This is a genomic window from Fretibacterium sp. OH1220_COT-178, assembly GCF_003860125.1.
Taxonomy (GTDB): Bacteria; Synergistota; Synergistia; order Synergistales; family Aminobacteriaceae; genus CAJPSE01.
The window spans coordinates 52,500-67,827 of the sequence record NZ_RQYL01000014.1; the positions used below are offsets into that span (position 1 = coordinate 52,500).

Consider the following 15,328-nt stretch of genomic DNA (forward strand, 5'->3'; position numbering starts at 1 on the left):
GGCTGCATTTTCGTATCGCGAAAAGGATGCGGCCTTCGCCCTTCCTCCAAAAAACGAACGAGACGAACATGAACGAGACGACGAACAACCGAAAGAGCGGAATCCGAATCGACGAGACGAGTCTGGAGATCATCAAGCGCCTCAGCGGGGAGCGCCAGCCCCTGGCGCAGATCGCGGAGGAGCTGCACATCTCCGAGGGCACCGTGCGCAACCGCATCAACAAGCTGGAGCAGGCGGGCGTGCTGTGCCGGCGCGGCCTGGTGGACGTGGACGCCCTGCCCGGCCACATGGCCCTGCTTGTGGGCGTCAAGCTCACCAACACCAACTTCGTCGCCAAGGCCAGGGAGCTGGAGTCCATGAGGGGGGTCGTCTCCGTCATGGTCGTCACGGGAAGCTTCGACATCTTTCTGCTCGTGATGCTGGACGAGAACTTCGGGCTGCTCGAGTTCTTCAACGCGGAGCTCGCCGCGCACGCCGACGGCATACAGTCCACCGAGACCTTCGTGGTGTATAAGGGGTTCAACTTCAACCTGCCCTACATGCTGTAACTCCAATTTCAAATCATTCGTATGCTTCGTTGTCTTTGCTCAACTTGGCTGCTGCGCAAACCTTCGGCCCGACGAACCTCTTGGTACGTCTGATGAAGCCTCCAAGCGGCCGACACAGTTCACTTCGTTCACTGGTTGTCCGCTTATTCGCCGCGACTCGCAAAGGCCGCCTCGCCTGCAAACGATTTGGAAATGGAATCAATCGGTGTTTCGCCTTCGTCCGCGCCGGAAATCCGGGAAAAATCAAGGACCAATTTTCATCCCCTGGGAGGAAGACCATGTACGTCATCGAAAACCACGACCACCGCCCTCAGCACAATCTGGCACTGGAGGAGCACCTCTGCCGGAAGGCCGCCCGGGAGGGATGCGAGTTTTTCATGCTCTGGCAGAACGAGCCCTCCATCATCGTGGGGCGTTTCCAGAACACGCTGGAGGAGATCAACGCCAACTTCGTCCGGGAGCGCGGCATCCACGTCGTGCGGCGCAACTCGGGTGGGGGGGCCGTCTACCACGACCTCGGCAACATCAACTACAGCTTCGTCATGGCGGACCGAGAGGGGGAGTTCAACTTCGCCTTCTTCACGGAGCCGATCATCCGTGCGCTTCGCTCGCTCGGCGCGAACGCGGAACTTTCGGGCCGCAACGACATCGCCATCGACGGCAGAAAGGTGTCGGGCGGCGCACAGTACCGGCGGGGCGGCATTTTGCTCCACCACGGAACCCTGCTCTTCGACAGCGATCTGGACGTCCTGTCCCAGGCGCTGAAGGTCTCGCAGGAAAAATTTCGCAGCAAGGGCGTCAAGTCGGTCCGCGCCCGGGTGGGCAACATTCGCGAATTTTTGCCTCAGGCCCGGTCCGTATCGGACTTCATCGCCATGCTGGAGGAGCGGATCGAGGGGCTCACCCCGAAGGAACTGACGCCCGAGGACCGGGCCGAGGTCGAAGCGCTCATGAGGGAAAAGTACGCCACCTGGGACTGGAACTACGGCGAATCGCCCGAGTTCACCGAGCTCAAGAAGGCCCGCTTTCCCTGGGGCGGCGTAGAGGCCTACCTCAAGGTGGACAAGGGGACCATCGTCGCCTGCGAGCTGCGCGGCGATTACTTCGGCAGCGGGGACTACGCTCCCCTCCAGGAGCGCATCGTCGGCGTCCCCTACACGCGTTCCGCCCTGGAGGCGGCCCTCGTCGGGCTCGAGACCCATGGGATGTTCGCGGGCTCGACGCCCGAGGACCTTCTGACGCTGCTCGTGCCGGGCGCATAGCCCTCCGAAAAAATCCCTGCGTGAAAATACGGGCGGCCCCCTGCTCCGGGGGCCGTCCGTTCGCTTTTGCCTTTTCCCTTGAGGATTTCCGTATTTTTATTCAAACAGATCAAGGCCATTCGGCCCTTTTCCGCCCAAGCGCTTTTTGATGTACTGAAAGAGCGTTTCACACGGCAGCCATGCGCCGGCTGCTCTCCAGCATGCCAACGGACTCGAGGCGAACGGTCCCGTTCCGTTCGAATTTTCCTTCCTCCCCCGTAACCGAACGATTGATCGTTCCCGTCGCCCTTTCGAAAAAGCTGGGCCGTTTGTCCGACAAGGCGCCCTTCTTGCTTTGCCCCCACCGGGACCGGCCGGAAAGGAGACCGACATATGCTCGAATTCAAAAACGTATCGAAGATCTACCAGGGCACCAGGCCCGCCGTGGAGGACGTGACCCTCACCTTCGGCGAGGGGGAGTTCATCGTCTTCATCGGCACCAGCGGCAGCGGAAAGACCACCTGCATGCGCATGATCAACCGCATGACGGAGCCGACGAGCGGGACGATCCTGCTGAACGGGGACGACGTGATGTCCATGGACGCGGTGCGGCTGCGCCGACGGATCGGCTACGTGATCCAGCAGATCGGCCTGATGCCCCACATGACCATCTACGAGAACGTCACGCTGGTCCCCGGTCTGCTGGGATGGGACGAGGACCGCCGGCGCGCCGTGGCAAAGAGGCTCATGAGGCGCGTGGACCTGGACGAGAGCTTCCTGGAACGCTATCCGGCGGAGCTGTCGGGCGGCCAGCAGCAGCGTGTGGGCGTCATCCGCGCACTGGCCGCGGATCCGGAGATCATCCTGATGGACGAGCCCTTCGGAGCGCTCGACCCGATCACGCGCGACTCCCTCCAGCGGCTGATCAAGAAGCTCCAGAAGGAGCTGGGAAAGACCATCGTCTTCGTCACCCACGACATGGACGAGGCCCTGGCCCTGGCCGACCGCATCGTCATCATGGACGCCGGCCGCGTGGTGCAGTTCGGCACGCCGGCGGACATCCTGCAGAACCCCGCCAACGCGTTCGTGGAGGACCTCCTGGGCGAGGACCGACTCAACGAGGCCCGCCTGGCGCTGCGCACCGTGGACGAGGTCATGGCGAAGGATCCCGTTTCGATCGCAAACGGCCGGTCCATCCGGGACGCCCTGAGGATCATGCGGAGGAACCGCGCGGAGACGCTCTTCGTGACCGACTCGGACGGGGTGATCCAGGGCGTGGTCGACATCTTCGACATCGAGAAGGTCAGCCTGAAGCAGGCCCGCCGGGCCGGACGGGAGGGCGGCCAGCCCGACCTGATGCAGGACCGGATCGACACGATCATGAAGCCGGCCTCCTACATCGCCCGCGATACCCTGATCCGGGACGCCCTCCACTGGATCGTCCATCTGGACCACCGCTACCTGCCGGTCGTCGACGAGGGCAACCGCCTGATCGGCGTCGTGACGCGCGCGGTTCTGGTCGAGGACCTCTACACCAACGTGTGGGGGGCGGAGGACTCGGTCCCCGAGGACACCCTCCAGACGACGGAGGAGCCCAGGGAGGGGGGGGTCTCCGATGTTTGAGTTCCTCCTGGAAAACCATTCCGCGCTGCTCTTCAAGACCTGGGAGCACCTCCTGATCTCGGGCGCCTCCCTTCTCGCCGGGACGGCGGCGGCCGTCCCGCTCGGCATCGTTCTGACGCGCTTCAGGCGCATCTCGGGGGTCGTCATCGGCCTGGTCTCCATCTTTCAGACCATCCCCTCCCTGGCCCTGCTGGCCATCATGATCCCCTTCCTGGGCGTGGGCAAGCCGCCCGCCGTCATGGCGCTGTTCGTCTACTCTCTGCTGCCCGTCGTCCGCAACACCTACCTGGGCATCGAGGGCGTGGACAGGGACGTCGTGGACGCGGCCAAGGGCATGGGCATGACGCCCCTGCAGCGGCTCCTCAAGGTCCGGCTCCCGCTGGCCGTCCCCGTGATCATGGCGGGCGTGCGCACCTCCGGCGTGTACGTCGTGGCCTGGGCCACCATCGCCTCCTATATCGGGGCCGGCGGGCTGGGCGACTTCATCTTCACGGGACTGCACAACTACATCCCCCCCATGATCGTCTGGGGGACCCTGCCCGTCACCCTCATGGCGCTGCTGACGGATTTTCTTCTCGGGCGCGTCGAGGCCGCTCTCTCGCCCCGGCTGCGCTCCCGGGCCTGACGAGGAAGGAGGACGAACATGGCAAGAGGAAAAAACGCGCTCTGGGCCCCCATCCTGCTGGCGGCGCTGCTGGCCGTCGCGGTCTTCCTGCCGGGGCTCGAAAGGGGCGCCTCCAAGGACGGCATTGTCATCGCGGGCGGCAACACGACCGAGCGTCAGATCCTGGCCGAGATCACGGCCCAGATGATCCGGCACCACATCCGGGACGCGAGGGTCGGTCTGGTGAACAACCTGGGGACCACCGTCCTGATCCGCCGGGCGCTCGACAACGGGGACGTCAACCTGTCCGGCGCCATGTACACCGGCACCTCCCTGACCGGGGAGCTGGGCCTGCCGATGACGACGGACCCCGCGGAGGCCATGGACACCGTGGTTCGGGAATACGACAGACGCTACGGCGAGAAATGGTATCCCTCCTGGGGCTTCGCGAACACCTACGCCTTCATGGTGACCCGGGAGCTGGCGGACCGGGAGGGGCTGAGGACGGTCAGCGACCTGGCCCGCATCGCGCCCGGCATGAGGCTGGGGGTGGACACCTCCTGGATGGAGCGCAAGGGCGACGGCTACCAGGACTTCAGGAAAAAGTACGGATTCGACTTCAAACACGTGTTCCCCATGGAGATCGGGCTCGTCTACAGTGCCGTGCGCGCCGGGGAGATGGACGCGGTCCTGGGCTACTCCACGGACGGGCGCATCGCCACCTACGACCTGGTCCTTTTGGAGGACGACCGGCGCCTGTTCCCGCCCTACGACGCCAGCCCCGTCGCCACACGCCGGGTTCTCGAGGCATATCCGCAGCTCGATTCCATCCTCATGCGGCTTTCCGGGACGGTGGACAGCACCCGCATGCAGAGGATGAACCGCATGGCCGACGAGGATCTGGTCGAGCCCCACACCGTGGCCCGACGTTTTCTGGAGGAGCACGGCTATTTCGAGGGCGCCGACTCGGGCTCGGTGCGAAAGGAGGCGCGGTGATGGAGCTTCTTAGGGAGACGGCCTCCTACTACGCGATCAATGGAGGCTATGTGCTGGAGCAGTTCTGGAGGCATTTCCTGATCTCGGTCTACGGAGTCCTGTTCGCGGCCGCGCTGGCCATCCCCACGGGGTTCCTGATCGCCCGAAGGGGCCGTCTTGCCGGCTGGGTCATCGGTGCGGCGAACGTGATCCAGACCGTCCCGTCCCTGGCCCTGATGTCCGTCCTGATGCTGGGGCTCGGCCTGGGGGTCCGCACCGTCATCGTGACCGTGCTGCTCTACTCGCTGCTGCCCATCGTCCGAAACACCTACGCGGGAATCCGCAGCATCGAGCCCCAGGTCCTGGACGCCGCCAGGGGGATGGGCATGACCGAGCTCCAGAGGATCTTCATGGTGGAGCTCCCGCTGGCCCTGTCGGTCATCATGGCCGGGGTACGCAATGCGCTGGTGGTGGCCATCGGCGTCACGACCATCGGCACCTTCATCGGGGCCGGCGGGCTGGGCGACATCATCTCGCGCGGCGTCAACGTCGCCAACGGGAGCGCCATCATCGTCGCCGGCGCCCTGCCCACCGCCTTGATGGCCGTATGCGCGGACGTCGTTTTGGGGGTGTTGGAGCGCAGGCTGGACCCCACGCGGTAATGAGCGTCTACGAATGATTTACACCCGGTCACATCCAAACGGAACGATATCCTCGGCCCCCCTGTAAGGAGGGCGGCCGAGTGAGAGCGAGGCTGGGGGGTAGGGTTCCTCAAGGACACCCCCCCGCCTCACTGCGTTCCTTGCCTCCCCTTGCAGGGGAGGCAAGGAATTATCACTTCGTTAAACGCAATTTGGTATAATGTCCCGCAAAACCTTTTGGGGGAAAGGACGGGATCGCAGATGGCAAAGACACATGCGGACGCGAAAAGCGGCGGCGTGAAGATTCGTCCGGTGCGGCCGGAGGACGCGAAGGACGTCCACGAGCTCCGCGTCATGGAGGGGGTCCGGGAGACCATCCTGGCGCTGCCCAGCGAGCGCGTCTCGGACACGGAGGACTTCATCCGCAACACCAAGGAGCCTCTGATGGTGGCCGAGGTGGACGGGCGCGTCGTCGGCATGGCGGGGCTCGTCGTCCCGTTCATGGCGCGCCAGCGGCACACGGCGGGCCTCGGCATCATGGTCCACGCCGGACATCAGGGCCGGGGCATCGGGAGGGCCCTGATGGAGTCCCTGCTGGACATCGCGGACAACTGGCTGATGCTGAAGCGCGTCGAGCTCACGGTCTTCACGGACAACGAGCGGGCCGTCCGCCTCTACGAGTCCCTGGGGTTCGTCATCGAGGGGACCAAGAAGTACGCCGCGGTCAAGAACGGCGTCCACGCCGACGAGTACCTGATGGCGCGCTACGGGAAATAAAGACGGACGCCAAGAGGGTATTTTGGAGAGAATCGTCTGTCACTGCTTCGGGTACAGCAAGGCGGATATCGAGCGGGATGTCAAGCGGCACGGCCGATCCACGATCGCAGAGCTCATCGAGGCCGAGGCAAGGGCCGGAAATTGCCGTTGCGCGGAGCGAAACCCCGGAGGGACCTGATGCCTGCCCGACGTCCGCCGGCTGGCGGACCGGGCGCAGGTCTTGCGTGGCCGCAAAGGGGCGGTTTTTCCGCCATCATGAACCGTCCCCAAACGGTGAGGGGGGCTCGAAAGGCCCCCCTCACCGCCATTTTATCGGCCTTTGATCTCGATGCGTCCGTCCGTCTCCGGCGCCACCCGCCCCTCGGGAAAGGAGAGGATATAATCGAGCAGCACGTCCAGGTCCCGCAGCTCCGTCGGCATCCTCTTCCCCTCGCCGAACACGAAGTAGCGGTCGCCGCCTCCCGCCGTCCAGGCATTGACGGCCACGGTATACGTCTGTGCGTCGTCGACCTCCCGCCACTCCCCTTCCTTCCAAACGGAAAGGGACCGAAGCCGCGTTCCCCAGGAACCCAGCTTGCCCTCGGCGTCGAAAAGCGTCGGCTTTCCCTGGAGATCGTAGACGACCTTCAGTCCGGAGACCTGGAGGAACCCTCCGTCCGGAACGCGAAAGGCAGGATCGTAATTCTCGTCCTCTCGCATCAGAGCGGACGCGGAGAGCTCCATGACCTGACGGAGCTGAGCCCCCGTCAGCGAGACGATGTCGATGGTGTTTCCGAAGGGGAAGATATCGGCCAGCCACTTGATGGGAATCTCTCCGGCGGGGAACACCCGGTCCCCCCTCAGCGCGCCGCTGTTGACGAGCCCGACATCCGTTCCGAACTTCCAGCGCAGCGAGTCCGCCGCGAAGTTCCCCAAGGGCACCTCCTGAATACGCAAGGTCCTTTTGCGTCCGTCCAGGGGCTTTTCAAAGAAGCCCGCCGCCCTCTCCATCTTGCTGTTGAGCTTCTCCTCGTACTCCGAGGCGATCTTCATGACGGCGGTGTCCACCGGGACCTTGGGGGTGACGTTCAAGAGCCGCCAGGACGTCTGATCCCAAAGCAGCCTGCCGTTCTTTGTGACCAGAACGAGTTTCCCCACGAACTTCCCCATGGCGCCCCCCCAGGCCAGGACGGTCGGCCAATCGTCCGGGCCGCGGACGTAGTGCAGCTGCACCTCCTCCCTTTGGGACACCCCGCGGCCGATGATCGCATGGATTCCCGCGACCGACTCCGCCAGACGACGGTTCTCCCCCTCGCTGAGGTTGCTGAGCATCACGATGATATCCGCCCCTTGACGGTGCAGGTCGGCGACCATCTCGCGGGCGATCTCCGCCGTGTCGGGCAGAACCGTCAGCTCGTCGGCCCTCTTCGTCACGGAGAAGATCCAGGTGGAGAGCATCGCGAAGAAGCCGACCTTCATCTCGCCCGCGGGCACAATGACGTTTCGCACCAGGCGCTGCCGCATCTCGGGATCCGATACCGAGACGTTCGAGAGGACCATGGGGAAGTCGGCGTGGGCCAGCGCCCCCTTCAGATGGTCCCATCCGTAGTCGAACTCGCGCTTGCCGATCATGCCCACCTGAACTCCCGCGGCCGACAGCGCGGAGAACTCGGGAAGGCCGCCAAAATAACGCCATAGGGGGCCGTTGACGGCCTCTCCGGTCTGGACGAAAATGGCGTTCGGGTCCTGGGAGCGTTCCTGGCGGACGACCCCGGAGACGTGGCTCAGCCCCCCGATGCGCACCGAGGTCTTGTTCAGCTTTTCCGAGATCGGAAGAAGCTGGCTTTTCAGATGGCTGATGGAAAGGATCGTCACCTTCCCGTCCCGAGCGCATGCCGGGCAGGCATGGAGAAGCAAAATCCCGCACAGCAGGAAGAACCCGATCGTCCGTCGTCTCAAGTTACGTCAACCTCTCCTTCTGTATCAATCTCTCGGCCTCCGCCCAGGCCATCGGTTTGGAGAAATAGTAGCCCTGAGCCTTGCCGCACCCCGCCTCGCCCAGCCAGGAGAGCTGCTCCTCCGTCTCGACCCCCTCGGCGATGGTGTCCAGGTTCAGGACGTTGGCCATGTCGATGATGGTGCGCAGCATCCTGGCGTCCTTCTCGGAGTCGAACACGTGGCGGACGAACGCCATATCCAGCTTGATGCAGTCGAGCGGCAGGGAGTGGATGTATTGAAGCGACGAGTACCCCGTTCCGAAATCGTCCAGAAAGATCCGGATTCCCATCCCCCGCAGCTTGTCGAGCGTGGCGCTGACCCCCTTGAGGTTGTCGATCAGGACGCTCTCGGTCACCTCGATGACGAAACAGGAGGGGTCCACATGCGCCTCCTCCAGGTAGCTCCGGATGAGGTCCGCCGCATAGGGCTTCTGCAAGAGGTTGGAGGACCCGTTGGCGGAGAAGTAGAGGGTACTGGAGGATTTTCGGATGGCCTCCAGGGCCCGGCGCATCATACAGCGGTCGATCTCGCCGATCAGGCCCATGCGCTCGGCATAGGGGACGAACTTCGAGGGCGGCAGGAAGCCCTTGGTGGGGTGCATCCAGCGCACCAGGGTCTCGAATCCGCTCAATCGCCGCTCCTTGATGGAGTAGACGGGCTGGAAATAGGGGACGAACTCGTCGTTCCCTATGGCCGCATGGATCTCCGCCCTCATGCTGAGCACGGAGGACGAGAACAGAACCTCCTCCTGAACGTCATGCCCGTCGAAGAAGACGACGGCGCCGAGGCCGGACTTCTTCGCCTGCTTCAGGGCATTCGTGGCCTTCTCGATGATCACCGAGGGGGAGCTGCAGGCCGCGACATCCGGCAGGACCCCGATGCTCGCGCTCGGGTAGACCGTCCCCTCGCCCACCTCGCAGGGAACGCTGATCACATCCCGAATTTCCTCCAGAAGCCGGTTCAGCCTCTCCTTTTTCAGAGCGTCGTCCTGATCCTGAATCAAAATGGCGAACTCGTCGCCGCCCGTTCGGTAGGCCGTGCCCCTGTCCCCGAGAGTGGACTTGATCCGTTCGGCGATCATCACCAGGATCCTGTCCCCATTGACGTTGCCGACCTCGGCGTTGATGCTCTTGAAGTGGTCCATGTTGACGAGCGCCAGGTTCGACAGGGAGGGATCGCACGATTCGGCCTCCTTGAGGATGCAGCCCAGGGTATCGACGAGCGACATGCGGTTGGGAAGCCCCGTGAGATCGTCGTAGTAAAGCTTCCAGGCGAGACGGGTCTCCAGACGCTTGCGCTCCCGGAGGTCGCGCGCAAGGAAGAGGACCAGCTTGCGCTTACCGAAGGTGATGGCACGCTGATGGATCTCGACGGGCACCTCCGTGCCGTCGCTGCAGCACAGAAAGGCCTCATAGACGGCCTGATCCTCGTTGGCCCGGATGGGCGTATCCACCCCCGACTTGCGGATCAGGGCGGTGATCGGGATTCCCTCGTGGTCCTGGAAGGTCTCCGAAAGCCCCAGGATGCGCTGGGCCTCCGAGTTCACCAGGGCGACCTTGCCGGACAGGTTGCAGAGGATCATGGCGTCAGGGATGTTCATGAGCAGATGTTCCAGGGTCCCGAACACCACGTTGAAGGATCGGGAGAGGTCGGAGATCTCGTCCGATCGGGTCACGGGGACCCGCAGGGACAGCCGGAGCTCGCTGGTGATCGTGTCGGCGACCTCTCGGAGCTTTTCCAGGCGCTTCAGCACCAGCCGCGAGAGAAGCTCGGTCACGACCACGGCGAGGACGACCCCGTTCAGAAATATCCAGAAGTAGGAGCTGTAAATCGCTTTTTTGCCCTCGTTATAGATATGGCGCGGAGTGCGGCACGCCACCGCGTAGGGCGATCCCGCTCCGAGGACCTCGCCGCGCATCTGCCAGACGGAGGCCTTGCCGTCCGCCTCCTGCTCTATGACGACCTTGCCGCTCCAACGGGCCGGATACTCCTGTCCCGGAACGGAGACGAACTCGCAGGGAATGCCCAGGTTCTCCGAGATCTCCTGCAATTTTTTGGAAAAATCGATCCCCGCCACGACCAGGCCGCGCGAGGGGCCGCTCCAGTTGGTCATCAGAATGGGGTTGGCGCCGAACAGATAAACGCTCTCCCCCAGCTTCAGCATGTGGGGGGAGGCGTCCTGATCGTTGGAATAATCCTTTGTCCCCTCGGAGGCCGCAAGTCGGGCACCGATGCTCCGAAGCTGCTCCAGCATCGCCTCGGACAGGGGAATTTCGCCTCCGAGCTCGTTGACCGTGTAGCCCGTCACGGTGTTCATGTCCCTGTCCAGGACCGCCAGGAAGTCGACGTCCAAGGCCCGCAGGCTCGTACCCGTCAACAGCTCGTCGAAACGGGAGGGGTCCTTCGTCTCCATGAAGGCGTACATGGCGTCCCAGGCCCCCCAGTCGGAGACATAGCCGACCAGTCGATTGACCTCGTCGTCGATATACCCCTGCAGGAGGAACATGTCCTGCTCGAAAAAGCGGCGTTCCACGGTTTCGAATGCCTTTACGGTCCTGTAGTTCGTGGTGAAGCTCATGACCAGGGAGAGCCCCAGAAGGGTCCCCACGATGATCCGAAAGGCTTTTTTCTGCAATCTCATACCGAGTCCCCTCGATCCATACGGCCCGCCCTACGACACCAACGCCCTCAAAGCCCGAAATTTTTGCTCAATGCAAGGACCCGGCACTGCCGAAGCGGCATTTGGATACGGACACGACCAATCAGCGTCGCGTCTCGTACGATCCACGACAGAAAGTAGTATAACATCAATTTCCGAGGAGTCCCCATAAAACAGCCCCTCAGGGGGGTCAAGTTGAAAGCCTTTAAGATTATACACGATGAATCTTAAGGCCTATCCGCCCAAATACGCCTCCTTGACGCGCGGATCCCTCAACAGGTCCTCGCCCGTCCCCTGGATGGCAACGGTGCCGACCTCCAGCACGTAGGCCTTGTGCGCCACCTTCAGAGCCGCGAAGGCGTTCTGCTCCACCAGCAGGATGGTACGGCCCTGGGCGTTGATCGTGCGGATGATCCCGAAGACCTCCTCGACGAGGATGGGCGCCAGCCCCAGCGAGGGCTCGTCCAGCATCAGGAGATCCGGACGGCTCATCAGAGCCCGTGCCACCGCCAGCATCTGCTGCTCGCCGCCCGACAGGGTGCCGCCCTTCTGCCCGCGGCGCTCCTTCAGGCGCGGAAAGAGCGCGTAGCCGTACTCCATGTCCTCCGCGATGCCCACGGCATCGCTGCGCGAGTAGGCGCCCAGCCTCAGGTTCTCCTCCACCGTCAGGTGCGGCAGGATTCGGCGTCCCTCGGGGCTGAGCGCGATGCCCATCTTAACGCGCTCGTCCGTCGGGCGTCCCGGCAGAGGGACGGGCGCGTCCGCTCCGGGCGGGGTGAAATCCATCCTGGCCGCAGTGGACCTCACCAGCCCCATGATCGCCCGGATCGTGCTGCTCTTGCCCGCGCCGTTGGCCCCGATCAGCGTGACGATCTCGCCCCGCGCGATGGACAGGGACACGTCCCGCACCGCGTGGATTCCGCCGTAGCGGACGTTCAGTTTCTCGATGTCAAGCATCGACGGCCCCCTCCTTCCCATCCTCCCGAGCGGCGCTCGTGCCCAGGTAGGCCTCGATCACCCTGGGGTTCGCACGGATCTCCGCGGGCGTGCCGCAGGCGATGTGGACCCCCTGGTCCAGAACATGGATGGTGTCGCAGACGTTCATGACCACCTTCATGTCGTGCTCGATCAGCAGGATGGTCAGACGGAAGTCGTCCCGCAGCCGCCGGATGAACCGCATCAGCTCCTCCGACTCCTGGGGGTTCATGCCCGCCGCGGGTTCGTCCAGCAGCAGGAAGCGAGGCTCGGTCGCGAGGGCGCGGGCGATCTCGAGCCGCCTCTGGGCCCCGTAGGGCAGGGACGAGGCCGGTTCGTCGGCGTACGCGTCCAGCCCAAGGCGCTTCAGCAGGTCCATGGAGCGCAGGCGGATCTCCGCATCCTCCCTGAGGACGTCGGGGAACAGGAAGGGCAGCAGGGTCATCCACCACCGGGTCCCCTGCCGCACCCACGACCCGACCATGACGTTCTGGAGCGCCGTCTCGTTCCCGAAGAGCCGGATGTTCTGGAAGGTCCGGGACAGGCCCTTCCGGCACACCGCGTTCGGGGCAAGCCCGGTCAGCCTTTCCCCCATGAAGTCCACCTGGCCCTCCGTGGGCCTGTAGAAGCCGCTGATGACGTTGAAGGCGGAGGTCTTTCCGGCGCCGTTGGGCCCGATCAGGCCGACGATCCGTCCCTCGTCGACGGCGAAGGACAGCCGATTCACGGCGACGAGACCGCCGAAGCGCAGGGTGACGTCCTTGAGCTCCAGCATGGGCCCCGCATGAGGCGCCGGCGCGGCATCCCCGCCCATGCCGCGCCGGCGGGGGAGAAGCCGGTTCCAGGAGAACTCGCGCATCCCCATGATCCCCTCGCGCCGGAAGATGATGACGACGATGAGGAGCAGGGAGAAGAGGACCATGCGCATCCCCGGAATGCCCGGGATGTGCAGCGAGCCGATGGTGATGGGGTTCTCGACGAACCGCAGCCACTCCAGCATCGTCGTCACCAGGACCGCTCCGATCAGCGAGCCCGTGATGGAGCCCAGCCCGCCCACAACGACGATCATCAGCAGGCTGTAGGTCTGGGTGATCATGAACATGCGGGGGTCGATGGTGGTGATGAGGTTGCCCATCAGGGCGCCCCCGAGCCCGCCGCCGAAGCAGCCCAGGGTGAACGCCAGGACCCGCGTCCTGAAGGTGTCGACGCCCATCGTCCGGGCCGCGACCTCGTCGTCGCGCACCGCGCGCAGGACGTTGCCGAAGTTGCTCCGCATCATGCAGACCGTGCAGAACAGCACCACGGCTAGGCAGCCGTAGCTCACCCAGAGCGTGGTGTGGGCGGGGATGCCCTTGAGCCCCAGGGAGCCGTTGGTGAGGGGCGTGAGGTTGGTGATCAGGATGCGGATGATCTCGGCGAAGCCCAGGGTCGCGATGCCCAGGTAGTCCCCGCCGAGCCGCAGCACCGGCAGGGCGATCAGCCAGCCGAAGAAGGCGGCGGCCAGCCCCGCGGCGATCAGCGAGACCAGGAACGGCGCCTGCACGTTCAGGAGCCAGGGGGCGATGGGCTCCAGGATCCACATGGCCTCCTTCTGGGCCGGCGAGAGGATCAGGAGCGCGGAGACATAGGCCCCGATCGCCATGAACCCCGCGTGCCCCAGCGAGAACATGCCGGTCATGCCGTAGATCAGGTTCAGGCTCAGCCCCAGGATCCCGTTGATGGCGATCAGATTGAGGATGCGGAGCTGGTATCCGTTCAGCCCCGTGGGGGCCCAGTTCAGGAAGAGCGCAAAGAGGCCGCAGGCGGCGAAGGTCAGGGCGCCGCTCAGGACCTTGCGCAACGTCGTCTCCCGTCTCATATCTTGTCCTCCAGTCGTTCGCCCATCAGTCCCGTGGGGCGGAACAGCAGGATCGCGATCAGGAGCATGAAGGCGAAGGCATCCTTGTAGCCGGAGAGGTTGGGAAAGAAGGCGACGGACATGATCTCGACGAACCCCAGGAGGATCCCGCCGATCATGGCCCCGGGGATGGAGCCGATCCCGCCGAAGACTGCGGCGATGAAAGCCTTGATCCCGGGGAACAGCCCCATGAACGGCTCGACCCGCGGGTAGCGCAGCGCCCAGAGGATCCCCGCCACGGCGGCCAGCGCCGAGCCCAGCGCGAAGGTCAGGGCGATGATCCGGTCCACGGACACGCCCATCAGGCGGGTGGTCTCGATGTCGTGCGAGATGGAGCGCATGGCCAGGCCCGGCTTGGTCCTGTAGACCATCCAGAGCAGTGCGCCCACCAGCAGGAACGACACGACCGGGACCATCAGGCCCAGGGGGATCAGGCGCACCCCCCCGACCGGGACGGGCCTCATCAGGAGCGGGGGCTGCACCACGGGCCGCGGCATGCCCGAGAAGACGACGACGGCCAGGTTCTCGATGAAAAAAGACACGCCGATGGCGCTGATGAGCGCGGAGATGCGGGGCGCGTTCCGCAGGGGCCGGTAGGCGATGCGGTCCACCAAAAGGCCGCAGACCGTCGCCCCCGCGACGGCCAGGCCGACCCCGGCCGCCCAGGGCAGCTTGAACACGACGGTGGAGAAGTAGACGAAGTAGGCGCCCAACATGAAGATGTCGCCGTGCGCGAAGTTGATGAGCCGCAGGATGCCGTAGACCATCGTGTACCCCACCGCGACCAGCCCGTAGAGCGAGCCCAGGCCGAGCGCGTTGATGAAGTGCTGAACGAACATGTTGAGAGTCAAACCGATACCTCCTCCCGAGGAGCCCGAATATGACCTGTCCCACAAGACCTCGTCCTGCCCCGCCTCGAACTTAGAATCCTTAAAACAGTCTACCATGGAAAGGGCAAACACGCAGGGGCCTCGTGCCGATCGACAAAGGGGGAAAGGAGCCATGCCCTTTCCCCCGATGGGAAGTGCGGAAACTTTCAACAGCATGGCGTCATCCCGCCTGCCGCGTCTGAAACGCACGCTCATCCCAATTAAAAATCATTCGCAGGCTCATTCAAAGAGACGACCAGCTCCGGCAAAACCTCGAAGCGGCACGCACAACTTGCTTTCGCCCACTGGTTCACCGCTTGCAACAAACGATTTGAAGAAATGGAAAGGCCCGGATGCACGTCCTCCTACATCTCCGGCTTGATCAGCCCCAGGAAAACCTTCTTGCCGCCCCGGATCTCGACGATCCCCAGCTCCTTCTCCGCATCGTGGGTCTCGTTCATCGTCGTCATACCCGTCACCGTCGGCAGATCCTTCGTCTGCTCGAGCGCGTCGCGGATCTTGGCGGGCTCGGCGCTCCCAGC

General features: G+C 64.2%; 14 protein-coding genes. 8 read left to right on the forward strand and 6 right to left on the reverse strand.

The window, feature by feature from the left end:
- Positions 1-68: 68 nt before the first annotated feature.
- Both EII26_RS07025 and EII26_RS07030 read left to right on the forward strand, forming a co-directional pair.
- A complete protein-coding gene (locus tag EII26_RS07025; protein WP_199735113.1) occupies positions 69-548 on the forward strand; it encodes an Lrp/AsnC family transcriptional regulator in 480 nt (159 codons plus the stop codon).
- Between the two features lie 278 nt (positions 549-826).
- Positions 827-1,810: a lipoate--protein ligase gene (locus EII26_RS07030; protein WP_124888440.1), complete on the forward strand. Its 984-nt coding sequence runs from the start codon at positions 827-829 to the stop codon at positions 1,808-1,810.
- Between the two features lie 166 nt (positions 1,811-1,976).
- Here EII26_RS07030 and EII26_RS13120 read toward each other — a convergent pair whose 3' ends face one another.
- The gene (locus EII26_RS13120; RefSeq protein ID WP_158612197.1) at positions 1,977-2,129 is read right to left on the reverse strand and encodes a hypothetical protein; all 153 of its coding nucleotides are present in this window, start codon (positions 2,127-2,129) and stop codon (positions 1,977-1,979) included.
- A 53-nt stretch (positions 2,130-2,182) separates the two neighbouring features.
- Here EII26_RS13120 and EII26_RS07035 point away from each other — a divergent pair, with 53 nt between their 5' ends.
- The 6 genes from EII26_RS07035 (at position 2,183) to EII26_RS07060 (ending at position 6,587) form a co-directional block, all read left to right on the forward strand.
- Entirely contained in the window at positions 2,183-3,412 is a 1,230-nt protein-coding gene (locus tag EII26_RS07035; protein ID WP_124888441.1) for an ABC transporter ATP-binding protein, read from the forward strand.
- Positions 3,405-4,037 carry an ABC transporter permease gene (locus EII26_RS07040; protein WP_124888442.1) on the forward strand — a complete coding sequence of 211 codons (633 nt, stop codon included), beginning with the start codon at positions 3,405-3,407 and terminating at the stop codon, positions 4,035-4,037. The genes EII26_RS07035 and EII26_RS07040 overlap by 8 nt, the downstream gene beginning before the upstream one ends.
- An 18-nt stretch (positions 4,038-4,055) precedes the next feature.
- Positions 4,056-5,012 (forward strand): osmoprotectant ABC transporter substrate-binding protein, encoded by a 957-nt coding sequence (locus tag EII26_RS07045; protein ID WP_124888443.1) that lies wholly within the window; start codon positions 4,056-4,058, stop codon positions 5,010-5,012.
- Entirely contained in the window at positions 5,012-5,653 is a 642-nt protein-coding gene (locus tag EII26_RS07050; RefSeq protein WP_124888444.1) for an ABC transporter permease, read from the forward strand. The genes EII26_RS07045 and EII26_RS07050 overlap by 1 nt, the downstream gene beginning before the upstream one ends.
- 240 nt (positions 5,654-5,893) lie before the next feature.
- The gene (locus EII26_RS07055; protein WP_124888445.1) at positions 5,894-6,409 is read left to right on the forward strand and encodes a GNAT family N-acetyltransferase; all 516 of its coding nucleotides are present in this window, start codon (positions 5,894-5,896) and stop codon (positions 6,407-6,409) included.
- A gap of 22 nt (positions 6,410-6,431) precedes the next feature.
- Positions 6,432-6,587 (forward strand): (2Fe-2S)-binding protein, encoded by a 156-nt coding sequence (locus EII26_RS07060; RefSeq protein WP_124888446.1) that lies wholly within the window; start codon positions 6,432-6,434, stop codon positions 6,585-6,587.
- Between the two features lie 131 nt (positions 6,588-6,718).
- Here EII26_RS07060 and EII26_RS07065 read toward each other — a convergent pair whose 3' ends face one another.
- The 5 genes from EII26_RS07065 to EII26_RS07085 form a co-directional block, all read right to left on the reverse strand.
- Positions 6,719-8,347, reverse strand: a complete 1,629-nt coding sequence (locus EII26_RS07065) for a bifunctional metallophosphatase/5'-nucleotidase (RefSeq protein ID WP_124888447.1) — start codon at positions 8,345-8,347, stop codon at positions 6,719-6,721.
- Between the two features lies 1 nt (position 8,348).
- The gene (locus EII26_RS07070) at positions 8,349-11,027 is read right to left on the reverse strand and encodes a bifunctional diguanylate cyclase/phosphodiesterase (RefSeq protein WP_124888448.1); all 2,679 of its coding nucleotides are present in this window, start codon (positions 11,025-11,027) and stop codon (positions 8,349-8,351) included.
- Positions 11,028-11,279: 252 nt separating this feature from the next.
- Positions 11,280-12,002: an ABC transporter ATP-binding protein gene (locus EII26_RS07075; protein ID WP_124888449.1), complete on the reverse strand. Its 723-nt coding sequence runs from the start codon at positions 12,000-12,002 to the stop codon at positions 11,280-11,282.
- On the reverse strand, positions 11,995-13,878 hold the full coding sequence (locus tag EII26_RS13685) for a branched-chain amino acid ABC transporter ATP-binding protein/permease (protein ID WP_124888450.1): 1,884 nt from the start codon (positions 13,876-13,878) through the stop codon (positions 11,995-11,997). The genes EII26_RS07075 and EII26_RS13685 overlap by 8 nt, the downstream gene beginning before the upstream one ends.
- The gene (locus EII26_RS07085; RefSeq protein WP_124888451.1) at positions 13,875-14,768 is read right to left on the reverse strand and encodes a branched-chain amino acid ABC transporter permease; all 894 of its coding nucleotides are present in this window, start codon (positions 14,766-14,768) and stop codon (positions 13,875-13,877) included. Before EII26_RS07085 ends, EII26_RS13685 begins: the two co-directional genes overlap by 4 nt.
- Positions 14,769-15,328 lie beyond the last annotated feature (560 nt).